This window comes from Terrisporobacter mayombei, assembly GCF_020748465.1.
Classification (GTDB): Bacteria; Bacillota; Clostridia; order Peptostreptococcales; family Peptostreptococcaceae; genus Terrisporobacter; species Terrisporobacter mayombei.
Genome location: NZ_JAHZMP010000002.1, coordinates 64,625 through 89,969, shown reverse-complemented (window position 1 = coordinate 89,969; position 25,345 = coordinate 64,625). Strand labels below are relative to the sequence as shown.

The 25,345-nt window shown below is 29.5% G+C and carries 20 protein-coding genes; 5 read left to right on the top strand and 15 right to left on the bottom strand.

Translation table 11 applies throughout. From position 1 onward, the window contains the following. The 3 genes from K0039_RS06680 to K0039_RS06670 all read right to left on the bottom strand — a co-directional run bounded on the left by K0039_RS06680 (position 1) and on the right by K0039_RS06670 (position 2,328). A complete protein-coding gene (locus K0039_RS06680; protein WP_228104280.1) occupies positions 1 to 825 on the bottom strand; it encodes a transporter substrate-binding domain-containing protein in 825 nt (274 codons plus the stop codon). A gap of 70 nt (positions 826 to 895) precedes the next feature. Beyond that, entirely contained in the window at positions 896 to 1,429 is a 534-nt protein-coding gene (locus K0039_RS06675; RefSeq protein WP_228104279.1) for a CD3072 family TudS-related putative desulfidase, read from the bottom strand. A gap of 194 nt (positions 1,430 to 1,623) precedes the next feature. Next, entirely contained in the window at positions 1,624 to 2,328 is a 705-nt protein-coding gene (locus K0039_RS06670) for a fibronectin type III domain-containing protein (RefSeq protein WP_228104278.1), read from the bottom strand. A gap of 616 nt (positions 2,329 to 2,944) precedes the next feature. Between K0039_RS06670 and K0039_RS06665 the strand changes: the two genes are divergently transcribed. Together K0039_RS06665 and K0039_RS06660 are read left to right on the top strand one after the other, a co-directional pair. After that, the gene (locus K0039_RS06665; protein ID WP_228104277.1) at positions 2,945 to 4,357 is read left to right on the top strand and encodes a PQQ-dependent sugar dehydrogenase; all 1,413 of its coding nucleotides are present in this window, start codon (positions 2,945 to 2,947) and stop codon (positions 4,355 to 4,357) included. 87 nt (positions 4,358 to 4,444) lie between these two features. Then, the gene (locus K0039_RS06660; RefSeq protein ID WP_228105040.1) at positions 4,445 to 4,948 is read left to right on the top strand and encodes a hypothetical protein; all 504 of its coding nucleotides are present in this window, start codon (positions 4,445 to 4,447) and stop codon (positions 4,946 to 4,948) included. Positions 4,949 to 5,169: 221 nt separating this feature from the next. On the opposite strand, the gene K0039_RS06655 is transcribed toward K0039_RS06660, so the two are convergent. The 8 genes from K0039_RS06655 to K0039_RS06620 all read right to left on the bottom strand — a co-directional run bounded on the left by K0039_RS06655 (position 5,170) and on the right by K0039_RS06620 (position 12,934). Continuing rightward, the gene (locus K0039_RS06655) at positions 5,170 to 5,559 is read right to left on the bottom strand and encodes an HIRAN domain-containing protein (RefSeq protein ID WP_228104276.1); all 390 of its coding nucleotides are present in this window, start codon (positions 5,557 to 5,559) and stop codon (positions 5,170 to 5,172) included. Beyond that, positions 5,552 to 6,355: a J domain-containing protein gene (locus K0039_RS06650; protein ID WP_228104275.1), complete on the bottom strand. Its 804-nt coding sequence runs from the start codon at positions 6,353 to 6,355 to the stop codon at positions 5,552 to 5,554. The genes K0039_RS06655 and K0039_RS06650 overlap by 8 nt, the downstream gene beginning before the upstream one ends. 156 nt (positions 6,356 to 6,511) lie before the next feature. Then, complete coding sequence (locus K0039_RS06645; RefSeq protein WP_228104274.1) at positions 6,512 to 7,156, bottom strand: ABC transporter ATP-binding protein; 645 nt, start codon at positions 7,154 to 7,156, stop codon at positions 6,512 to 6,514. Then, on the bottom strand, positions 7,146 to 8,081 hold the full coding sequence (locus K0039_RS06640; RefSeq protein ID WP_228104273.1) for an ABC transporter ATP-binding protein: 936 nt from the start codon (positions 8,079 to 8,081) through the stop codon (positions 7,146 to 7,148). Before K0039_RS06640 ends, K0039_RS06645 begins: the two co-directional genes overlap by 11 nt. Before the next feature lie 9 nt (positions 8,082 to 8,090). Beyond that, complete coding sequence (locus K0039_RS06635) at positions 8,091 to 8,954, bottom strand: ABC transporter permease (protein ID WP_228104272.1); 864 nt, start codon at positions 8,952 to 8,954, stop codon at positions 8,091 to 8,093. After that, complete coding sequence (locus K0039_RS06630) at positions 8,954 to 9,946, bottom strand: ABC transporter permease (RefSeq protein WP_228104271.1); 993 nt, start codon at positions 9,944 to 9,946, stop codon at positions 8,954 to 8,956. Before K0039_RS06630 ends, K0039_RS06635 begins: the two co-directional genes overlap by 1 nt. Before the next feature lie 95 nt (positions 9,947 to 10,041). Continuing rightward, positions 10,042 to 11,676, bottom strand: coding sequence for an ABC transporter substrate-binding protein (locus K0039_RS06625; protein ID WP_228104270.1), 1,635 nt, complete (start codon positions 11,674 to 11,676; stop codon positions 10,042 to 10,044). A gap of 232 nt (positions 11,677 to 11,908) precedes the next feature. Further along, entirely contained in the window at positions 11,909 to 12,934 is a 1,026-nt protein-coding gene (locus K0039_RS06620; RefSeq protein WP_228104269.1) for a YybS family protein, read from the bottom strand. A gap of 103 nt (positions 12,935 to 13,037) precedes the next feature. On the opposite strand from K0039_RS06620, the gene K0039_RS06615 reads away from it, so the two are divergent. Next, positions 13,038 to 13,964: a LysR family transcriptional regulator gene (locus K0039_RS06615; protein ID WP_228104268.1), complete on the top strand. Its 927-nt coding sequence runs from the start codon at positions 13,038 to 13,040 to the stop codon at positions 13,962 to 13,964. A gap of 189 nt (positions 13,965 to 14,153) precedes the next feature. On the opposite strand, the gene K0039_RS06610 is transcribed toward K0039_RS06615, so the two are convergent. Both K0039_RS06610 and K0039_RS06605 read right to left on the bottom strand, forming a co-directional pair. Then, the gene (locus tag K0039_RS06610; protein ID WP_228104267.1) at positions 14,154 to 15,617 is read right to left on the bottom strand and encodes a UDP-N-acetylmuramoyl-L-alanyl-D-glutamate--2,6-diaminopimelate ligase; all 1,464 of its coding nucleotides are present in this window, start codon (positions 15,615 to 15,617) and stop codon (positions 14,154 to 14,156) included. Between the two features lie 11 nt (positions 15,618 to 15,628). Further along, complete coding sequence (locus tag K0039_RS06605; RefSeq protein ID WP_228104266.1) at positions 15,629 to 16,096, bottom strand: metal-dependent transcriptional regulator; 468 nt, start codon at positions 16,094 to 16,096, stop codon at positions 15,629 to 15,631. Between the two features lie 262 nt (positions 16,097 to 16,358). Here K0039_RS06605 and K0039_RS06600 point away from each other — a divergent pair, with 262 nt between their 5' ends. Both K0039_RS06600 and feoB read left to right on the top strand, forming a co-directional pair. Further along, a complete protein-coding gene (locus K0039_RS06600) occupies positions 16,359 to 16,586 on the top strand; it encodes a FeoA family protein (RefSeq protein ID WP_018589485.1) in 228 nt (75 codons plus the stop codon). A 28-nt stretch (positions 16,587 to 16,614) separates the two neighbouring features. Beyond that, on the top strand, positions 16,615 to 18,735 hold the full coding sequence (gene feoB, locus K0039_RS06595; RefSeq protein WP_228104265.1) for a ferrous iron transport protein B: 2,121 nt from the start codon (positions 16,615 to 16,617) through the stop codon (positions 18,733 to 18,735). Positions 18,736 to 18,835: 100 nt separating this feature from the next. Here feoB and K0039_RS06590 read toward each other — a convergent pair whose 3' ends face one another. Beyond that, positions 18,836 to 24,295 (bottom strand): InlB B-repeat-containing protein, encoded by a 5,460-nt coding sequence (locus K0039_RS06590; protein ID WP_228104264.1) that lies wholly within the window; start codon positions 24,293 to 24,295, stop codon positions 18,836 to 18,838. A 155-nt stretch (positions 24,296 to 24,450) separates the two neighbouring features. After that, a complete protein-coding gene (locus K0039_RS06585) occupies positions 24,451 to 25,326 on the bottom strand; it encodes a hypothetical protein (protein ID WP_228104263.1) in 876 nt (291 codons plus the stop codon). Positions 25,327 to 25,345 lie beyond the last annotated feature (19 nt).

Sequence of the window (25,345 nt, the reverse complement as noted above, 5' to 3'; positions counted from 1 at the left end):
TTATTTTATATCTAACCATTTCTTTACAACTTCATCATATTTACCATTTTCTCTAATTGATGATATGGCATCATTTATTTTATTTGTTAATTCATCTTCACCTTTATTCATTACTACAACTAAATCACATTTTTGAATTGGGTCATTAATAATTTTCAGAGCATCATTATCGTTTATTTGAGATGCTGCAAAAGCAATCCCTGCTGCTACTGCATCAATTCTTCCATTTTGTAAGTCTAGCACGGCTTCTTGAGTTCTATTATACTTTCTTATATCTTTAAGTTTTGTAGTCTTGTTTAACTCTTCTATTCCTACCTCACAACTACTTGTTGCTTGAAGGCCTACAGTTTTACCTTTTAAATCTTCCTTACTTTTTATATCATTATTATCTTTTTGAACAATTATAATATCACTAAGTTCGTAATAAGGATCACTCATGTTAACGTTTTCCGACGCTGAAGTTGCTTCTTGTGGTGACATAGCAGATATTATTACATCATGATCTCCCTTTTGTAGCCCTGCTACTAACCCTTCCCATGGCGTATCTTTAATTGTAACTTTTACACCTAATTCTTCTCCTAAAGCTTTTGCAAAGTCAGCATCAAAACCTTCCACATCTCCTGCTTCATTTCTTGTTGAAAATGGTGGATACTCTGGACACATACCTACTACTAATTCTCCTTTTTCTTGTATGGTATTCCAGGCTGTACTTTTACTTTCTTTAGATTCATCTTTTTTATCTTCTTTCGGCGCAGAACATCCTACAGCGCCTATACATAATATTGTTGACAGTGCTAGTACCAATGATTTTTTTAACTTCTTCATAACATAACTCCCTCTTAATATGTAATATTTATATTTTTAAGCACAATCACCTTTTGTGACATATGCTCAATTAACTAGATATTATCATTTTTAAACTTTCCATACTTTTAATTGGATCTTCTTCATTTATTCCTAAAAACTCTAACCCCAAATTGTACTTTTCATTTTCTTTCATCAAAGTCTTCATGAATACACCTTGACCTTCTCTTGTTTCATATCCATCAAAATCTAAATTTTCTCCACCTGCATCCCCATAACATGTTAAATTCACTCCACAACTTGGGCTTCCATCTATTCCAATAACATACTTGACTTCATATCCATTTGTTATGTAATTTCTAACAATTTTGATTAAGTCTTTTGCTAATTTTGTACAATGTTCTTCATAAAAAGGATTATTATATTGATTTATGGACTGTCCCCATCTTTTTATTCCCATACACGTAAGTTCAGGACACTGCAATTGTATGATTCCATAATCATTATCATAAAAATAATCTATAACTTCTCTTACACAAGCTTTTGATGTGGCAAGACCTTCTACCTTTGAATTTATATTCAATATGCAATGACTAACTAAGACGATTTTTTTCGACCTTTTCATCATAACCCCCCTAATTAATACTTTTATTTGAAATCTTATTTTATTATACAATAACAACAATTTTTTTAGTGCTATTTGGCATTTTTTCATTATTGTTTGTTTTTATATAACATTGGTTATATAGCTTAAATAAATAGTTATTTTATTACATAAAAATAGCACCTGTTATAGGTGCTATTTTTTATGTTAATATATTATTTTTCAGTACATATAGTTAAAACGTCTGAAAAATCGCCAAAGCATACTTGACCGTTTAATTCTTTAAATGCTCTTACTTTATAGTAATATTTTTTTCTACTTTTTAAATTTTTATCTTTGTAACAGCTTTTTCCATTGTCTGTAAGTGTGGCTACTCTTGTAAAATTTCCACTTTCGCCACTTGCTCTATAAACCTCATATCCTGAAGATTTGTATACAGTTTGCCAATTTAGCTCCACAAAAGAATTAGATATGCAATTGGCATGTAAATTTTTTACTGTCGGTGGACAAGTTGTAGTGTCTAATATATCCGATGGCAAACCTAAGCATATTTTGTCTTCTACTTTTTTGAAAGCCTTAACCTTATAATAATAATTTGTACCACTATCCAATTCTTTATCTATATAGCATGTAGTTTTACCACATACTTCATCAATTCTTCTGTAAAATCCATTTTTCATAGTTGATCTGTAAATTCTATATCCGCTGGCACCTTTTACTTTGTTCCATTCTAATTTTATGCAATCAGAATTTTTCATGGTTACTCTTAAATCTATTACTTTATTAGGTTTACAATCTGTAGTAATGTTTTGTTTTTCTATGTTTGTTTGGGCAAATGAATGAGATAAGCTTCCCATATTACTCATTATTACTGTTAAAGTTAAAAGTACTACTAAAATGTTTTTTAATTTTTTTCTCATTACCTTTCCTCCTATTTTTATTCTTATGTAACAAGGTTATTTTCATTTATAATTTGCCCTCTATTTCCTAAAAAATTCTAAGCAACTTATAACTACTTTTTTACAAATTTTTAAAATTATATACTTTTCTGCTATTTTTTATCAACATAATAAAACCTATCTGTACGATACTATATAAACTAGAAAAATAGGAGGCAAAACGAAAGTAAATGACAATATATATATGCTAAAAATACCAACAAAACTGCATCATTATAAATTTGTTTATCCTGTTGTAATTGTAAATAAAGTAAAATACTTTTAGTTTATAGTGCAATACTTTCTATAAGTCCTGTTTGTGGTATCTTTTATTAATAATTAACATTATTGCATCTGCAGGGCATCTCATGTTATATTCTACGCTAAAACCCTAGTACCATAGTGGCAAAGGATTTTTTGCCACAATTCTGTATTAATAAAATAATGCTAATCATATTATTGTAATATAGATAAACAACTTCATAATTTAATTAAACATTTTTAAATTCCACTGCTTAAAAATCAAAAGTGCTCTAAAAATATGTTAGAAATTGAACTTGATTATCTATAGTAAATAATAAGAAGGAGTATGTATTAGATGAGGAAAGTTAAAGTTAGTTTACAGCCTATTGTTAAGAATATAAATTTACCCACTGTTTTGAAAACAACTATCATTCCAGGTGATTCAAGTGAAAGTTTATTTATTGCAACTCAGGTAGGAAAAATATTTTATATCTCAAAGGGAGCTATAAATACTTTTTTAGATATTCGCCCTCGAATAATAAAACTAGGTACTTCTAATGGTGGATATGATGAACGAGGATTGCTAGGGCTAGCGTTTCATCCAGCATTTTATTATAATGGTCTATTTTATCTTCATTATTCAGTAGCAGGAACACAAGGTTCTGGTGCTCTTTCAAAACCTTTTAAACCTAACCCATGTGACCCCGAAACTTTAAATCTAAAATGGACAAATAGAGATATTCAATATGATCATATTGATACAGTTGAAGAATGGGTTTTGCAATCGAATGGTCAACCTGAAAAAAGACGAACATTGCTTAATCTAAGAAGACCATTTGCCAATCATAATGGTGTCAATAGCTTAAATTTTTCACCTGAAACTGGAAAACTTATTTTAACAACAGGAGATGGTGGTTCAGGTTATAGTCCATTTAACCTAAGTCAAGATAATATGGAAATCTGCGGTAAAATAATTGAAATTGATGTAACTAAGAATACATTAATCAATAATCCGCCTGTAGTCACACGTTTTAATGAACTTCCTATATCTATTCAGGAAACGCTTACGGTAATTGCCAAAGGAGTTCGCAATATACTTGGCATTTCATTTCAAAGGTTTCATAACCAATATATAAAATATGTAGGAAATGTTGGCCAGGATTTAGTAGAGTCAATTTTTTCATTTACTAATTATAGACCAATACCTGTTACTCAGCTTGTTCAATCTTATTTAAAATCCCAACCTGAACAAGAAAAATTTATTAACTTTGGCTGGCGAGGATGGGAAGGTGCTTTTCCTACTTCGCTTATAGGAGGTTGCTCTGATAGTGCAACTTTGAACGAGCTAAAAATAGTTTATTACAATGAAGCAGTAAAAACTTCAGCACAGCGTCTTTCGCCTCTAGCTTGTTATTTTCATAAAGATTCACGACCAGATAAATTTGGTGGTTCTGCGATTACAGGGCTTCAGCCATATATGGGAAACAAAATACCCGATTTAACAGGTAGAATTGTGTTTACTGATTTTGCCCGAAATGAAGAAACTGAACCTCCAGTGAGAGGAGTTTTAGCTTATACAATGGCAACAACAGATTGTAAACTAAATGATTTTAGTATTATTGAAACTGATTATAATTTTGAATCTCAATCAGCTTATTATGTTTGTTTGGGAACGAATATGAATCAAACCAGACTTTATTTAGGGGTTTATGGCTCTGCGAATGTGACTGATTTTAACAAAGGTACTATTTTTGAAATTGTTCCTTAATGTTCATTAGATTATTAAAGAACTTTCTATCAAATGTCACAACTATATTATACAAGATTATACAAGGAGGCATTATAATTGAATAAAATGAATATAAGCAGTTTTATTTGTGTTGGAGGCATATTAACAACATTAGCTGTTCTATTCCAATCAGCACCTGTATTTTTACCAGCTATTGGGTTGTTCTTAAGTCCATTAAGCACCCTACCTATTGCAATAGCTAGTGTTTCTAGTATTCCTCTTGGTTTTGCTGTATTTTTATCTTCCGTATTAATTCTTACTATGATTAGTATTCAAGAATCAATAATTCTGCTTTTCACCACAGGTGTACTAGGCATTGTTATTGGAACATTGCTTTTTAGGAAGGGAATAATAAGTTCCATACTATTTTCAAGTATAGCACTATCTCTTGGGATAATATTTTTAACTTATATAGTAGGTATTCCGGCCTTTGTAGATTTAGCTAGTTCTTTTTCAACCGCTTTAACTTTTTTAATATTTTTCTTATTTTCACTTATTTACGCAAGCATCTGTAATATTTGCCTAAAAAAATTTATAAATTATCTTAGAAAAATAAAAATAATTAGCTAACTTTTGTGAGCTAATTATATGGATTAAAGAAAATCGGGATAGCTATCCCGATTTTTACCTACTCAGTCTTTCTGCAAATTTCTAAAAAACCATCTTTGCCTACTATGTCCATCATTGAGTGTAAATCGTAAGGTATGTTATACATTAAAATTTCAAACAATCAGAATTTTTCATAGTTACTCTTAAGTCAATTACTTTTTTTGAATTTTTTCTTAATAAATTTAAATATCTTTAAGATAAATCCTAATTACAATATTTCTTATTTCATCAAAATCTGTTTCAAAACATTTTATTCTTCCATATAAATACTTACCTCCATCCATTAACCTTGCAAATATTTTATTATTTTTCCTAGGAATATAGCCCAGTTTCTTTCCATCTTTTGTGTATACCTCTATTGCATATTTATCATATTCATTATCTGGCTCTCTTTTTAAAGTTAAATAATCTCCCTCTAAAATTTGTAAGTCTTCATCTATATAGTAAAAGATACCTGCTACAGACAATGTATATAAATATATGTCATTTGCAAATGGTAGATCTAACTGACCATTTTTCATATTTGATATAAGACCTCCACCCAAACTAGAGATTTGTATATCATTACTCATAATATCTCTCCATTTCTTTTAGTTTTTCTTTATATACCTTACTTCTTTCTTTTAAATTATTAATTTCCTTAGTTATAATAGTTTTCTCTTCATCTAACCAATTTACATCTTCTAATTTTTCTTCTATATTAAAAGGAAATCTCGTTTCAAAGTTTTTCAAATTTAAAATTATTTCATCTATTTTTTCTTTTAACATCTGAATGTCTTTTTTTAATTTTTCTAAGGAGTTTGCATTATCCACATTATAATTTTCATCATCTATTATATTTGCTAGAAGTCTTAATGTGGCTAAATCATTATTTTTATATGCCTTTTGTAGTTGTTCCCATAGATTTTTACTTCGTTCATTTTGATTTTTATTTATATCAGGATGTAATTTTTTCGCTAACTTACGAAAAATACTTTTTACCTCTTTAAGTTCTTCATCTGTTATTATGGGGCTTTTTAATAATTCTCTACTAAAGTCTACTTTAAACTGATATTGTCTAAGTTCTTCTTCAAATTCTTTCATTTCTTCTTGTAAAATTATTTCTATTTTGTTTATCTCAACTTTTTCATTGCGATTTATTAAGGCTTGTATAAGCGATATTTTCCTCTTATTTCTTCTTATTTCTATCTCCAACTTTAATTTTAATTTATATAAATATCCAAAGTGTCCCAAGTATTTTGCTTCTAGATAATTTTTCTTTTTATATAATATGTCTTCTTGCTTTTCTACTAATTCAATATATTTTAGGGATAGCTCTTCTTGAGTCTCTTTTAGTTTTTTATATTCCTTCAACATTATAATATTCATGGCATCTCCTTAAGTTTTTAGATTATATTTATAATAGTAAAAACTTAACAGTATTTGTCAAGTTCTTACTATTGCATAATTCTTATATACATCATTATAAAGTGTCTTAATCTATAACAAAAAAGAGTAGAAAACTTCTTCTCTACTCTTCGAAATCTAAATTATATTCTCCTTAACTTCAATAACTGAATCTACTTCTTTATTATCTTCCAAGTTAATAACTCTATCACAAACAATATTTACTAGGTCCTTATCGTGACTAATAACAATAAGCCCAATACTATTTTTCTTACAATAATCAATAACCACATTCCAAATCTGAGCCTGTGTTATAGCATCTAGCATTGTAGTCATCTCATCCGCTATAAGAAACTTAGTTTCAGGGCTAAGAGCTCTAAGAACACAAAATCTTTGCAGCTCTCCACCAGAAAGTTCGCTAGGCCATCTATTTAACCATTCTTTCTTAATTCCCATAGATTCTATCATTTCATCACTTGGTTCATAAGCTTCATTTAGAATTTTTTTCATTTTCCACTTAGGATTTACTGATTTTTCTGGATGTTGGAAAATTAATTGTATAGGGTTGAAAGCATTTTTCTTTTTCTCACAACCTTCTAGTATTACATTTCCTTTGTCTGGTTTAATATATCCAGCTAAGATTTTGGCAAAAGTAGTTTTTCCAAACCCACTAGGAGCTACTATTCCAACCACTTCATTAGTATTCACAGATAAATTTATATCTTTTAATATATATTTATCTCCTCTATATTTAAAGTTAATATTTTCAGCTTTAAGTAGCATATAAACATCTCACCTTTCCATCTCTTATTTCTTTCATTTCAGGTTTTATGTTTTCACAATCAGGTGTTCTTTTTTCACATCTATCATAAAATAAACATCCTACAGGTAGTTCACTGGCTAGTGGTTGGCTACCTTTTATTGGTGTAAAACTGTTGTTAGGCAGTGCATTAAACAGTGCCTTTGTATATGGATGTCTTAAGTTTTCACCGCCGTTTTTGAAATCTTTTGCTGTTGCAATTTCCAAAGTAGTTCCTCCATAGAAAATTGCCACTCTATCTGCAATTTTTAAAGCAGCAGATATATCATGGGTAATTATAAGTAATGCACAGCCACTGTCAGCCAAATCTCTAAAATCTTTTAAAGCTTCATTTAAAGATTTTTCATCTAATCCTGGCGTTGGTTCGTCTGCTATTATTACTTCACAGTCACTAACTAAAGCACTTGATAAAAGAACCTTTCTTGCCATTCCACCTGATAGTTGGAAAGGATAATATTTTTCTACTTTTTCTTCTAAATTATATTTTTTTAATACATTTCTAAGTATGTTATTACTATTTTTTTTATCTTTTATGGAAATCTTAACTTGTTTTCCCACTTCCATTAGGGGATCTAAATAATTTACTGACTGAGGAATAAATACAATTTCTTTTCCTCTAAGTTTTTCTTTTCTTTTTTCGTCCAACGGTTCATTTTTATAAATTATATCTCCCTTTGTCACAGCATTACTAGGTAGTATTCCCAGTATGGAGTGAGCAAGTAAACTTTTACCTGAACCACTAGATCCAACAACTGCTAATATTTCGCCTTTGTATAAATCTATATCTAAATTATTTATAGCCTTTGAATCTATTCTATTTAGTCCCTTTGTATACTGACTAAAACATATCTCCAAATTTCTAACACTTAAAATTGGCTCCTTCTTCATAGCTACCTCCTAATTATAAGCTGTTTTAGGATCAATTAATTTTCCTATTTTTTTACCCATATTATCCACCATCATAGAAACTAAAACTAAAGATAACCCTGGGAAAAATGCTAACCACCATTTTCCACTTGTTAGGTATTTCATGGATTCTGATAAAATTATTCCTATGGCTGGTTCATGAGATTGTAAACCAAACCCTAAGAAAGTAACTGAAGCTTCGTGTAAAATAGCATGAGGGAAAATTAATACAATTCCAACTAAAAGCTGAGGTATTACATGAGGTAAAATATGATTTTTAGCTATATATAAATTTGATTTTCCAAAATTCTTTGCAATCTTTGTATAGTCAGATTCTTTTACTTGCATAACTTCTGCTCTTATTATTCTAGTAAGTGAAGTCCAGTGAGTTAGGGATACTCCAAGAACAATTCCCTTTAGTCCTCCACCTGCTGCCATAGAGATTAAGATTATTATTAAGGTATGAGGTACTGATAAAACTAAATCTATAAACCAAGTTATAACAGAGTCTACTTTTTTACCACAGGTAGGACCGATTATTCCCAGTATTACAGCAATTATTCCACTTATAATAGAAGATAAAACTCCTATTTTCATACTTATACTAAGACCTTTTAATGTTCTAAAGAACATATCACGCCCTATCCAGTCTGTACCAAATATATGAGTTAAGGATGGTGCTTGATTTTTATTAATTAAATCTATACTAAACTTTTCAGGATCAATAACACTTCCTACAATTAGTATGGCTATAAAAAATAATATAAATATTCCTAGAGAAAGTATGGTTTTTTCCCTAATTCCAAATTCAAAGGATGAAGATTTTCTTTTTATGCTACTATTTAGCTCGCTCATTATGCCACTTCCCCTCCTTTAATTCTTGGGTCTATTACTCTGTATAGTAAATCTGCTATTACATTTCCACTATAAACAAAAATACAACTTATTATTACTATTCCCATTAAAAGAGGTAAATCTCCCTTAAGTCCAGCTGATACTGTTGCTTGACCAAGTCCTGGATATGAAAATACTTGCTCAGCAAATATGGTTCCTGCAAACAACTCACTAAATGATAAAAATTGTAATGTTATGGCAGGAAGTGAAACATTTTTTATTACGTGATTAAAAATTATACTTTTTTTGCTTTCTCCACGAGCTTTTGCAAATAAAACATAATCACTATTCATAACTTCTATTACTTTTTCCCTTGTGTGTAAACAAATATTAGAAACACCTATAAGACTTAAAGTAAATGCAGGTAATATAATATGGCTGAGTAAATCCATAAAGGTTACATCTGCTGTGCTTACACCTATCGGGACTCCCAGGGCTACTGGAAACCACCCAAGAGAAACAGAAAATACCATAATAAATAAAATACCTAGCCAAAATGTTGGTGTTGATATAACAATATAACAATACCCACGTATTATTTTATCTATTACTTTATTTTCATTGCTTCCACTGATTATTCCCATTACAAAACCTAAAATACCGGAAATAGCCCAGGCTATAATCATTAAGTATAGGGATGCCTTAAATTTTTGTCCTATAACCTCCAGAACTGGTCTTCTGTATATTAATGAAGTTCCCCAGTCTCCTTGAATTATAGACTTAAACCAACACATAAACCTTTCAACTGGTGGCTGATTCAGTCCCCAATGTTCTGCAATTAATTCTCTTTGCGCTGCACTTACCTTTGTACTAGCTCCCACATAAGCTGTAACTGGGTCTATTGGAGATAGCTCCATTAATACAAAAGTTATTATACAAAGGGCAACTAATAAGGTAATTAGTCTTATTATTTTTTTAGATAGGAAAACTCCTATACTTTTGCTATTTTTCATCCAATAAACTCCCCTTTTTTAACATCTCTTATAATTCAAATGTGAGGACATCCTAAGAAAGAATGTCCTCATAATATATTATAGCTTATTTTGTCTTATTTCCATGCCCATTCTGTAACATTGTCAAAAATTCTTCCACCATGAGGTTGAACAACTGGATTTCCTATATCAAATCCTTCACTTACTATATAAACGTGATTTGCATTAACTAACCAGCAGTATGGAGCATCACCTTTTGCTGAAGCACCAGTTTTTCCATCAAATTGAGCTTTTTGCCAGTAAGGTAGAGCTTCTTTTTCATCTTCACTATTTAAAGCTTTATCTATATATTTATTTACAGTTTTATTATTATAGAATCCTGCATTATCCCATTCAACTGGTGTATTTGCAGCTCCACCATAATATAAGTTGTAAAGTTCTGATGGATCTCCTGAACCCCATCCAAATAATACAGCTTCTTTATGTATGTCTTTTATTATAGTGTCCCAAGTTCTTTCTTCTAATGTTATTTCTATACCTAATTCTTTAGCAATCTTTTGGAATTCTAATCCTAATGCCTGTCTATAGTTTCCTGTAGTATATAATACTTTGAAAGATGCTTTAGTTCCATCTTTTTCTAGTATTCCATCATTGTCACTATCTTTCCATCCGCCATCTTTTAATATTTTTTTAGCTTCTTCCACATTGTTATAGTCAGATTCTTTAAGAACTGTTTCTTTATTTAACCAAGGCATTTTTTCAAGACCAGTTGTAGATACTGAGCCATATCCATTTAAAACTCCATCAACCATTCCTTGTCTATCAACAGCAGTATTTAACGATTTTCTTATTGCTTCATCACTTGTAACATTATTTCCTATTTCGTAACCAGTTTTAGTTTTCTTACCAGTATTTGCAACTATTGGGAATTCAACACCATAAGTTTCTATACTTGGTATATCTAAAATTTTAGTACCTTCAACTTTTTCTTTAGCAAGATCTCCATTTATAGTTGCCATATCAACATCACCTGATTTTACAGCAGCATAAGCAGCATCAGTATCTAAAAATACCATAGTTAATTTTTTTATACTTGGTTTGTCTCCGTAATAATCTTCATTAGCTTCTGCTATAACTTGTTGTCCTTTTGCCCAGTCTACAAATTTGTATGGTCCAGATCCTATTGGCTTATCTTTAAATGAGTCATTATAAGCATGTTTAGGAACTATACCACAAGCACCTAATTTCTCTACAAATGTAGACATTGGTCTTTCTAATTTAAATTCAACTGTTGTATCATCCTTTGCTTTTACTTCTTTTATCATTGTTAAATCTATTTCTGTAGAACTTTTCTTAGTTGTTTCATATGTAAATGCAACATCTTCTGCTGTTACAGGCTTTCCATCAGTAAATTTAGCATCGTCTCTTATTTTAACTGTCCAAGTTAATTTATCTTTTGATATTTTATAATCAGTTGCTAAATCGTTTTCCCATCCAAGTTCTTTGTCTCTTTTCATTAATGTTGAGAAAAACACCTTAGTCATAGATCCATGTCCACCTGTTATAGCATCAAATCCAGCTTCGGGTTCTGCCCCAACAGCAACTACTAACTCATTATTTTCTTTTCTTTGTTCAATGCCAGATTTAGAACTTGAGCCTGATCCTGAATTAGATGAATTAGAACATCCGGCTAAGGTACCTACTAATAATACCATTGATAATAGCTTAGCAATATTTTTCTTTAATTTCATTTTTATTTAGCCCCCCAGTATTTATTTTCCCTATAGTTTTTCATTTTTCCCTATAATTCGCACTTTTTGACAAAAAAAGCCACGAAAGTTTATTAACCTTCATGGCTTTTTTTGATCTTCATAGATCTATTTCATGTTCAAATTATGATAAAATTATAACACTACTTTTCCTAATTTTCAACATATATTAAACATATATTAAATATTTTTTATTTTTTAAGGAAAGTAAAGTTTATATCTTATACTTAATCATTAATTTTTCTGTATGAGTATCGACAATATATTTCTGCTTTTCTCTTAAATTGAATTTTTTATCCATAAATATTGCAACAATTACATAAACTAAAAATGCAATTTTGAACATACTAAAAAACGAAACTATTGTAATAGCAAAATATAATAAACTTAAACTTTTCTTTTTATATTTAATGTTTATATAATTTCCTATTAATATATTCCCGTCTCTAAAAATAAAATATAAGGATAAATATTCTACACAAGTTATTATTGTTTTTAAATAAACATTGTTGATTTCTATATTACATAGTCTTAACAAGCTTACTAATGCAACATATCCTAAAGCATAATAAAAATATTCTTTTTTCATACACATAAAGTTACTATAATTTCTTATGGATCTCATCATAAAATATTTTCTTTTTCCATTTTCATTTAATATTCTAAGCTTCTTCCCAAACATGATTGAAATGAAATATATAGAAAATACCATACCAAAAGGAAATACTGCTATAAATAAATAGTAAATAACTTGTAAATTAATCTTAACAAATGGTAGTAACTTTGACATATTTTCCAATATAGTTGGATTGCTGTTAAAGTAATCTATGTATCCTTGGAACTCTTCCATAAAGCTGTACCCTATAATATTTCTAGCATAAATATCTATTAATATCATAAAAATAACTCCAACTATGGAGCCTAAAAATAAATCATCGAAAATATCTGATGCTTTTGTAATTAAATAACCACATAAAATACCTAAAAGGAAACTTTGGCTTACTAATATTGCAGCCGCAAAATTTCCTAGAACAAGTAATATCAAAGTTACACTACTAATACCACACATTAATGTGTATTTGAATTCACATCTGAAGTATATTAGTGCAAATATAATTGGCACTCCAAAATCTAAATATAATCCATATCCCAAACCCGTTGAAAGAGCAATCATTGTAATTACGATGAAAGTTGATGATAATACAGCTGCCTCCGTTAATTTTTTTACTGAACTATTCAATTTTTACGCCTCCAAAAACTTCTAAATTAAATCTAGTATACCACTTTTTAAGAAATTTATCTGTTATAATATATGATATAGGTTAAGGTTAGGGGGATTTTTTATGACTTTTGAACAAATAAAGTCTTTTTTAGCCATAGTAAAGTATAATCATTTTACCCTAGCATCACAAGAATTATATATTTCTCAATCTTCCATTTCAAAACATATAAAATCTTTGGAAAAAGAACTTGGAGTTGAGTTATTTAATAGACAGCATAGAAGTATAAAACTCACTGATGCAGGAGAAGAGTTCTACAAGTTTGCACACAAATCTATGGCAGATTACAAAAATATTTTGTTAGATATGAAAAAATATTCTTGTGAAGAAAGTAGTTCTATCTCCATTGGTGTTATAGACACAATGGTTGAATATGGCGTGGCATCTCTTATTGGAGACTTTCAAATGGAATATCCTAATATTCAAGTAGATTTAATTGAAAGATCCAACAGTAAAATAATAGAATACATTAGTGACTCTATGGTAAATTTAGGGTTTATTAATTCCCATTATGAACATAAAAATATTTTAAACCTTCATAAAATAGTTGATGATGAACTGGTTCTTGTAACATCAAAGAAGCATCCTTTATCAATAAGAGCATCTGTAGATATTTTTGATACTGCTAAGGAAAAATATGTTTGCGTTAATGGTGATTATTATTTACACAATGTATTTTTAAATACTTGGGGTAATCTTAATTATTTTCCAAACACTTTATATATAGACTCTCAAACAAAGACACTTTTAGCTTTAGTTTGTGAAAATATCGGTATTACTTTGTTGCCTTATAGTGTTGCTTTATCTTACAAAAAAAATATTGATAATAGCATACATATCTGCCGTTTACAAAACTCTTTCTCAGCAAACATTTTCTTAGCACAATTAAAAAACAGACGACTTAGTAAAAACGAAAGTCTTTTCAAAGACTTTGCTATTAAATGGTTTGAAAAAAATAAAACATCATATAAATTATTAGAGAATAAATAACTTTCATAAAAAACAAGAAGAACTTATTGTTCTTCTTGTTTTTTATATTGAAATTTAATTTTTAATAATCTAAAAACTTTAAATTCCTGTATTTACATTAAGTTTTTATTTTTCATAAACATAACAGCAAGGATACTATACAAAATACTTGTATGTCTTGTGATAAGGCCAAAAGCTCACATATTTGTACTATTCATTCAAACTATCTAAAATCTCTTTCGCCACTAGTTTATCATCAAATTCTACTATTTCACCTTTAATTATTTGATAGTTCTCATGACCTTTTCCAGCAATAAGTATTATATCTCCTTCTTTTGCTGTGTAAATTGCCTCTTTAATAGCATCTTTTCTATCTACTATAACAATATAATTTTCTTTTTCTTTATTTATGCCTACTAATATATCTTTTATTATTTCATTTGGCTCCTCATATCTTGGATTATCTGAAGTTATTATAGCCAGATCTGAATATTCTTGTGCAATTTTTCCCATCAGATGTCTTTTCTCTTTTTCTCTATTTCCTCCACATCCAAAAACTGTTATTATTCTTCTTCTTGCAAAGGTCTTTATACTTTTTAGTACATTATCTAAAGCATCAGGCGTATGAGCATAGTCCACAAATACGTGAATACTTTTATCATTTTCCACTTTTTCAAATCTACCATTTACGCCTTTTAATTTACTTATTCTATTAACTATTTCATTTACATCCATGTTTAATACATAGCAAGCACAAATAACAGCTAAACAGTTGTAAACTGTAAATTGACCTACCATATCTAAAGTTACTTTTCTTTCAAAATCATTAGGACCAAGTAAGCTAAATACCGTCTTATCTTCATAAAGTTCTACATCCTTAGCTCTAAAAGTAGCATCATAATTTATGCCATAAGTGTAATAAGGTACTTTTAAAGTCTTAATATTATCCAATATTATTCTTCCATTCACATCATCTATATTAATAATATTTGCACTTGTAGTCATGTAAAATAAAGATTCCTTCGCCTTCCTGTAATTTTCAAAGGTTTTATGAAAGTCTAGATGATCTTCTGTTAAGTTTGTAAATATACCTATTTTATATTTTAAATTTTCCACTCTTTTCAAAGCAAGAGCATGAGAAGAAACTTCCATTGTACAGTATCTACAGTTATTTTTTATCATTTTATCTATGCTTTTCTGTATTTCAATATTATTTGGTGTTGTATTTTTATTTAAATAATCATTTTTTCCATCAAATATACCTATAGTTCCAATAAAACCACATTTTTCATCTTGGCTAAGTATATCTTTTAAAAAGGATGCCACACTTGTCTTCCCATTAGTACCTGTCACACCTATTAATTCAATTTTTTCACTTGGGTTTTCATAAAAATTTCTTCCTAGAGTAGATATAACTTCATTCGTATTTTTTACCTTTATATAAGTTAATTTATCATCTTTTTGCACATCTTCTTCAATTACAAAGGCTACTGCTCCCTTAGCCTTGGCACTTTCAATGAATTTATGACCATTAACATTAGCTCCATTAATACAAACTAATAAATCCCCTTCTTTTACATTTCTTGAATCATATTCTAGTCCTTTTATTTCCACATCCTCGGGGCCTGATAACAAAATTATTTCTATATCCTTTAAAATATACTCTAATTTCATGATATCACCCTTCAATTTTTATTTTCTTCTTGATATGATTTAAGCCTTCTTAAAACATCTTCATTATTTCTAAAAAAGTTTATTAGTTCCTCAATTTTCATCAATGTTTCAACATTTATTGTATGTTCTATAGTTTCTGTTTCCTCATGAATAGATTCTTTTATACCAAGAATAGTTAAAAATTCTTTTATGGTATTATGCCTGTTTAATAGTTTTTCCCCTACGCTTTCTCCCAAAGAAGTTAGTTCAATACTATCGTATTTTTTATAAATCAACATGTTCTTATCATTTAGTTTTTTTATCATTTTTGTAACTGAGGGTGGTTTAATATTGAGTTTATTAGAGATATCTTTAACTTGTACCTTATCATTTTCAAGATTCAATCTATAAATCATCTCAATATAATCCTCTTCACTAGGTGTCAATTTATTATTTTTCATATATTCATTAAACGTATAATAATCCTCTCTTCTACTCACAAAAACCCCTCCTATAATTGTATATTTCTAATAAGTTTTAAATATTACTATATTTTTCGAACACTTTTATTACAATGTGCATAGTTTAAATTAAGAATGTTAGCTTAAGCTAAAACTCAACGCAACGAGTTGTCTTTACTTCGCTTCAGGCAACGATCTTGCTTAAAAATTCGCTACTTTTGTAGCGTTAAATATTATGTTTTAGAATCATCTTAGGTAATGACTTTTCTAAATTTAAGATATAAATAATTGGGGGTGCAATATGAAAAAACTTACAGACATTCAAATTAAAAACACTGTTAAAGTGGAGGGGTTACTTTCTACAGGAAATTTAAAAGAAAGAATGCTAGCTTTAGGTCTAACTGAAGGAGCTGAAATAGACGTCCTTAGAAAGGGTCCAAAAAATAATTTAACAGTTTATAACATCCGTGGTAGTAAGATTGCTTTACGTGAAGAAGAAAGTAATTTGATTCTAGTATCTTATATTTAACCATTAATTATTTTAGGGGGATAACATTATGGGTTTGACGCAACAGTCTACTAAAATAAAATCATTAGAAGATATTTTTCATATAGAAAAAAAAGAAAATGAAATTATGATTGCTTTGGCTGGTAATCCAAATACAGGCAAAAGTACAGTTTTTAATTATTTAACTGGTTTAAAACAACATACAGGTAACTGGCCTGGTAAAACTGTTTGTACTGCTAGGGGAGATTTTTCTTATAAAGAAGTAAATTACAGTCTTATAGATTTACCTGGTACTTATTCTTTGTTTCCTCTGTCACAAGAAGAAATAGTTGCCCGCGATTTTATTTGTTTTGGAAATCCTGATGCTGTTATTGTTGTTTGTGATAGTACTTGTATAGAAAGAAATCTAAATCTTGTTTTTCAAGTAATGGAACTTACAGACAATGTGATTTTATGCTTGAATTTATTAGATGAAGCAAATAAAAAAGGTATTAAAATTGACAAAGATAAATTAGAGGATAAGCTTGGTATTCCTGTAGTTTTAACTGCTGCAAGAAGTGGTCTAGGTATGGATGAACTTAAAGAAACTTTAAACACAGTTGTAAAAGGGCAATATAAATTTGAAAATAAGCCAGTATATTATGATGAAGAAATTGAAAGTATAATTAACTCCATTAAGGAAGATTTATATAGTATAGTTCCATCGATTAATCCTAGATGGTTGGGCCTTAGATTAATCGATGGAGATGAAAGTCTTTTAACTTCTTTAAATAATTACACAGAAAATGATATTTTAGATGAGTTGAATAATATTAAAAGTAAAATTCCAGATATATTTGATAAAAGTAAAATAAGAAGCCACTTTACAAAAACTACCTATGACTATGCAAAAGTTATAAGCGATGACGTTGTAACAATTACAGATAAAAACTCCATGGATAGAGATGAAAAAATTGATAAAGTTGTCTCCTCTAAAGTCTTTGGTATTCCTCTTATGCTACTCCTACTATGTGGCATACTATGGATTACCATTGAAGGTGCCAATGCTCCTTCTAGTGTTATTTCTGATGTCTTATTTTCCATAGAACCAAAAGTTTATGACGTCTTAAATAGTATTGGATTTCCTATATGGTTAAATGAAATGTTAACTTATGGAATGTATAGAACTCTAGCCTGGGTTGTATCAGTAATGCTTCCTCCTATGGCTATTTTCTTTCCACTCTTTACGTTGCTAGAGGATTTGGGATATCTTCCTAGAGTAGCTTTTAATCTTGATCATTTATTCAAAAAAGCTTGTTGTCATGGAAAGCAATGTTTAACTATGTGTATGGGATTTGGTTGTAATGCTGCTGGAGTTATTGGCTGTAGAATAATTGACTCTCCAAGAGAGAGACTAATTGCCATAATTACTAACAACTTTGTTCCTTGTAATGGACGATTTCCTACTTTAATAGCTATATCAACCATTTTCTTTAGCTCAGTTATTAGTAGTAATTTTATATCTAGTAGCATTACTGCTATATCTATTACTTTGCTGATAATCGTAGGTGTTCTTACTACTTTGCTGGTTTCTTTTATACTGTCTAAAACTTTGTTGAAAGGAGTTCCATCAACTTTCACACTTGAACTACCACCTTACAGACCACCTCAAATTGGAAGAGTAATTTACACATCTATTATAGATAGAACATTATTCGTTCTAAGAAGAGCTATAGCAGTAGCAATTCCAGCAGGAATTATTACATGGATTTTCGCCAATATTTACATTGGAGATATGAGTATATTATCTCACGCTGCTAATATTTTAGATCCTTTAGGAAAACTAATAGGGCTTGATGGCTTTATTTTATTGGCATTTATCTTAGGTTTTCCTGCCAACGAAATAGTTGTACCTATTTTAATTATGAGTTATATGGCCACAGGTAAAATGATCGAGTTTGATCAACTATCAGCATTAGGTGAGTTACTGCGAAATAATGGTTGGACTTATTTAACAGCATTAAATATGATGCTATTTAGTTTGCTTCACTGGCCATGTGCTACCACACTACTGACTATAAAAAAGGAAACAAATAGTGTCAAGTGGACTGTTTTAGGATTTTTAATTCCTACAGCCATAGCTTTTATTGTATGTTTTATTACTACAACTATTTATAATATTATTGTTTAAAAAAACGATAGATAAATTTGATCTTATACAAATTTATCTATCGTTCTTATTTTTAATTCAATAACTATACTTAAATTAATCTCCTAATATTTTTCTATTCTTAACTTTTCTTTCTTCTGCTAAATATAACAAATCCTAATATACAAACTGCTATAGTAAAAATTCCGCTGTAAAGCCATATTGATGATTGATCTCCTGTTTTGACTGTAGAATTTGAATTATTGTCATTGTTAGTGTTTTGATTAGTATTGTTATTTGATTTGTCATTATCTTGATTGTCTGATTGGTTGTTATTATTATCCTTATCATTATCACTTGATTGATTATTATTGTTGTCATCCTTATCATTGTTACCTGATGGATCATTATCATCAGTATTGTCTGATTGTTCTTTTTCAAAGACTGCTATAAATGTTGTGTCCTCACTTATAGTTACAATATATTCTGCATCTTCACTTAAAATAGTGTCTTCATCTCCTGATTTTACCCATTTTACAAACTTATATCCTTTATTTGGTGTTGCTGTTAGTTTCCACTGAGATGTTAAGTCATCTTCGTTTTGATTTACTAGTTCAAAACTTACATCTCCGAATTTTTCTTCATTTGTATCTAAACTTGCTTGTGGATATTCACCTACATATTTGAAATTTGCTATATATTCCGTATCTTTGTCTATGGTTACCTCATATGTTTTTTCATTTGATAATATTTTATCTGAGCCTTTTAATGTCCATCCTATAAATTCATACTTTTTATTTGCTTTTGCTGTTAATATCCATTTAGCTGTTAATTCGTCTTCATCTTTACTTACTAGCTTAGTATCTGCTTTGCCTCCTTTATTTGCTTCAACTTTTGCTATTGGGTATTCTACTACATATTTGAATTTTGCTACATATTGTGTATCTTGGTCTATCGTCACCTCATATGTTGCATTTGTTGACACTACCTCATCTGATCCTTTTAATATCCATCCTACAAATTCATAATGTGTATTAGCTTTTGCTGTTAAAATCCATGTTGTTGTTTCTTCCTTTTTATTACTTGATTTCATTTTAGCTTCTGCACTTCCACCTTTTGCCGGAGTTACAGTAATTGTAGCTTGTGGGTCTTTACCTTCTTTTTTGAAAATTGCTAAATATTCACTATCTTTTGATATAGTTACTGAATATGTTTCATCTTCTGATAATATCTTACTTTCATCTTCCTTAGATGTCCATCCCATAAATATATATCCTTTGTTTGCTGTTGCTGTTAATTTATATTTTACTGTTCCTTTTTCTATATCTTCACTTACTTTTTCTACTGTCGCCTTTCCACCTTCTTCATCATTAACTGATACTGTTGCTACTGGCATTTTTACATCTAAGTCTACAAATGTATATTTATATTTTTTTGCAAATTCTTCTGCATATGTTCCTTTGTATCCTTTTACCGTTTTTAATGCTTCGCAATATCTAAATACCATTTCAGGATATTCTATATTTGTCAAACTCTTTGGTAATGTTATTTCTCTCAAGCTTACACAATTTGTAAACACTGAATCTTTTAGTACTGTTATTCCTTCTGGTATTTCTATACTCTCTAATGACTTACAACCATTAAACAATGATTTTGGTATTGTTTTTAATGATTTACTTGGTAATTTTGCTGACTTCATGTTTTCACAGCCGGCAAATGCTGATTGACCTATTACTTCTACTGTTTCTGGTATTTCTATACTGTCTAATAACATGCAAGTCATAAATGCTCTTGCTTTTATCTTTTTTAACCCTTCTGATAATTCTACTTTAGTTAGTTTTTGGCAAGAATAAAATGCTCTATCTTCTATTTCTACAACTTTTCTTCCTTTTACTTCTGATAGAATTATAACTTCTGTAACATTTTCATCCAACGGCTCTTTTACTGATAATGTTCCATCTTCTAATACTGTGTATCTTAATGTTTTATATTCTATATATGCTACCTTAAAGTTTGCCACATACTCTGTATTTTTGTCTATCTCTACTTCGTATTTTGCATCTGTTGATATTATTTTATCTAATCCTTTTACACTCCATCCTTCAAATTTATAGTTTTCATTTGCTATTGCTGTTAATTTATATTTTGATGTTTTCTTTTCTGTATCTTCACTTACTTTTTCTACTGTCGCCTTTCCGCCTTCTTCATCATTAACTGATACTTTAGCTCTTGGTGTTGATGTATCTTCATCATCTACACTTATTTCTATATCCGGCATAATATTAAAATAAATATCATTATCTCCATATCCTGCATTAAAGTTTGGTGGTAGACCTTCTTCTGGTATACTACAATGAGTATTTAGAGGACTTCCCATATGCTCTGCATGTACTTTTCCTTTAGATAATTTATAAGTACCCTTTTTATCTATTGTAAATGTTAAAGGGCTATTTACAGAATATTGCTTATGAGGACCTTCTATAGTTTCTCCATTTAAGTCATATACTAAGTATGTTCTATCAGGAAAACCTGGGTTATATATAGCAGCCATTTTATAAATTGGAACTTCTAAATTTGTAAAGCTTACACTTGCTTTATCTTCTACTTTAAGCTCCTTACCTTTATTACTATCATTAGATATGCTTATATTACTTTCCATAGCATCTAATACATAATATATTACATTATCACCAGATTTCATTCTTACTATATTTCTGCCAGTCTTAACTTTAATAGTATATGAACCATTTTTATCTGCTTCGTATTTTGTCCAATTATTTGCAAAATCACTATCCATATGTATTGGGTCATGTGTTTCTACTGTAACACCCTTAGATGGTGTAAAAGTATATTCTCCATATCCCTTACCTTTTACTACTGTTCCATCTGGATATGTTGTATCTCCAGTAAAATATACTGTATCGTATTTTGTCCAGTCTCTATTTCTTACTTTGAAATTAGGATCTATATCTCCTCTACTACCGCCTACATTTACTATAACTATTCCTGTTTGCTCCTTATCTATTGCGTTAAATCCATATATATTTGACTTATCAAATCCAGGGTTATTAGTTGCTTCTTGACCTTCAATTAAAGAATCGTATGTAAATTTAATTACTGCTATCCCATCTTTTTTACCAGTCATATTTACATATTTTCTGCCTTCTCCACCCTTTTCTTCTATAGATAAGCATTCTTTTCCATAGATAACTTCATAATGTTTATCTGGTTCAAAGAATTTATTTGAAACGGGACTTGTCATGCCCTGCCATACACGAAATGTCTCTAGTCTTTGGGTATCCCCCACATTCATATTTACATAGCTACCTTCGTCAACTATATTTGTATAGATATCATCCACCTTATATCGAGAATATGGATTTTCTTCATAGTCTTCTTTTTTTACTAAATCTATGGTAATAGCTTCTTTTACTTTGTCTGTATCCAAATGAAAATATGGTTTAGTTGTCTTAACATATTCCGTATCTCCTCCACCAGCTACTAACATATAGTCATCTGAAGGTACTTGGAATTTATAACTATCATACTCTTTGTTTGATGTATCTACAGATAGTGGCTTAACTTCGAAAAGTTCTCTATATGCTTCTCCATATGTATTGTATAGATGAAGACCTGCTCCCTTATTTACTCTATATTCAACAGGATCTTCAGCTTTAGATTGTAAATAAACATTGATTGTTCTAGTAGATGTACAATTTGATCCATTAAGTCTAGCACTTACATATGTATATATTTGATCGTTTGAGTCACAATTTTGAGTAGTAAATCTGTAATTTACATTTTCATCTACTGGAGTAACTTTTATTTTATATTTCTTATCTTCTCCTTTAGCTTCTAACACATAATAATAATCCTGATATGTTTCCTCTTTATATCCTGGCTTTATATCAAGTGCTTTTCCATCTGGATCTGTTATTTCTATATTTACTTCATTACTATCTTTTTTATTTAATTTATTTTCGTCTATATATATTTCAAATGGGAAAAAAGTTTTTGATTGTTCTTCGTTAGTTTTTTCTACTTCGAATGTTCCTTTTCTTCCTATGTTTTTTTCGTATCCATAGAAAATATATTTATATTCACCTGCTGTCAGATGGTAATATCCTTTCTTAAATCCATTACCGTATTTTTCTCCCCAATATGTTTCTACAAGTTCTTTTGGTTTTACTATTTCACCATACCTATTGTATACCTCTAAAGCAAACATATTATACCAATCATAACCTTCAATTCTATATGTATATGCTTTATCAAAAGTGGCCTTTACCTTCACACCTGAAGCAGGCATTTTAAATGTATATATATAATTAATACCATCAGATTTATCTTGATTTATTTCTCTTTTTATATCATTTCCGTCTTTATCTTTTATTTCCAATGTATCCATTGCAAAATTTTCATTTGGTTTTACAGTTAGAGTAACTTTTGTATTTAATTTACCTTCTTTTACATCTACTGATATTTGTCCATTTTCTGTATCTAAAGTCTTTATTTCATATGCTTTTCCATCATCTACTGAAAGATTTAATATATAAGGTTTTGACGCTTCTCTTCCATCATTTGCTTTAAATTCTAGTTTATAACTTCCTGCTTTTTCTGGTTTAAATGAATAATTTGAATCTGCATCTACTTCTTCCTTATTATTAACTGATACTGTATATGTTAATTTGTCATTTTCCTCATCCCTAAATATTTTAGACAAATCTAACGAGTAAGTTTCTCCTAAATTAATGCTTGCACTATCACTTTCTTTGTTAGGTACTGGAGCTGTGTTTGGTTTGATATTTGATTTTATTTTAAATGTATATGTACTAGATTTGATACTTGCATTTGAACCAGTCCAAGACTTATCGCCACATATAACTGTTATAGTCTCTCCATCTGATACTTTAATTTCTTCACTTCTTTTATATCCTTCTTTTGATGTATCTACATCTTCGCCTTTATATACTCTTACTTGATAGTTTTTATTAGTAGCTGTAGGTTTTACAGTTATTTTATTAGTATCTCCAAGCGCTAGTGTATATTCCTTAGTTTCACTGCTAAATTTAGGTGATAAACTTCCTTTACTAAAATCGATAGCTTTTAATGATGTATCATTTTTACTATAATCTCCACCTATATCCGCTCCAAAGTTAGTAGTATACATTACCCTAATTTCATCATTAGCTTTTACCTTAAATGCCCCAAATCCTTGATTGACAAACCAATCATTTTTTGTTCCCATCCATCCTGAACTAGATCCACCGTCAAATGCTTTAAGTCCATTGATTTCACTTATGTAATTATTTTCTGCACCTGTTTGTGTAGCCCCCACACTATCTAATGCCTCAACTATTGCATCCATCATAGTCATATTGTCTTCAATTTTTACCCAATCATCTACTAAAGTGCCATCCCATGCTGCTCCATCTTTTTTAGAGTACGTAGTATTTTCTACTATTACATGTACTTTTTCTGTTAATACTTCTTCTGCAAAAGATTTTATTGATGATACTGTAGATAGGGTAAATACCATAATAAATGCAAGAAAAGAACTAACAAATTTTTTAATTAATTTCTTAGTGTTTTTATTCCTCATATTACTCCCCCAAATTAAAATATTATAAATCTATAAAAGGGTGCTATAAGAACACCCTTTTTATAACAAGTTTTCATTTATGCAATAAATCTCTTCTTTTTCTTATTGTAATAATATTTTATATATTTATTAGCAAAAATGATTTAATTGTATAACTATTTAGTAGGTAGTTCTGACAAATTTTCTGGGAATTGTACGCTATAGTTTCCATATGCCCAAATAACAGTTTGTCCTGATTCCACATCAAATGTTTCCCCACCAACTTTTTCAGAAACATCTACCATTTTTTGTTCAGATGTTGCAGTTCCAGTAGAATCATATACTCTATACATCCAACCAAGTTCATTTTCCATATATGGATAATTTTTATTATTTATAGTCACATTTTTTAAGAATTTACTTCCCCATTGTACATCATCAGTAAAACTATCAGCTACAACAGATATTGCATCCATTGCAGTTGGATAATTTATATTAGATGATACAGCACTTGTTGATACATTACCTGTATTAGTCTTTAAAAATTTAAAGCTACCACTTGATGCATCATATGCTCTTACATTTACACCAGAAACATCTTGTTGTGCACTAGTTGGATTTAATACTACAGTAAAGTCCATATATCCTGCTTTTGTATTTGTTGCTTCTACAACTGCCACTCCTGCATTCTTTGACTTATCAATCGTAGCATTTCCCTTACCTGCAAATTGATTTCCTATTGCTTCTGGAGCTTGTTTGCTAACACTTACGGCATCTGTACTTCCTTGTACAATATTCCAATTAATAGAATTTGCATCTGCTAAATTATTAAAAAGACTTGTGCCATACCAATTACTTGTTGCACCTTGAACCATTAAAAGTTGATTCTTTGTTCCACTTCCTTTTTGAATAGTATAATTATAATCAGTATTATAATTAGTCAAATTAGGATACTCTGTGAAAAAATCAGTTGCAAATGATGTTGCCCCCATAGATAACATTATAGCTGCCGCCATTCCTGTTGTTGCAAATTTTCTAAATCTTTTGTTCATAAAAAACATCCCCTTCTTT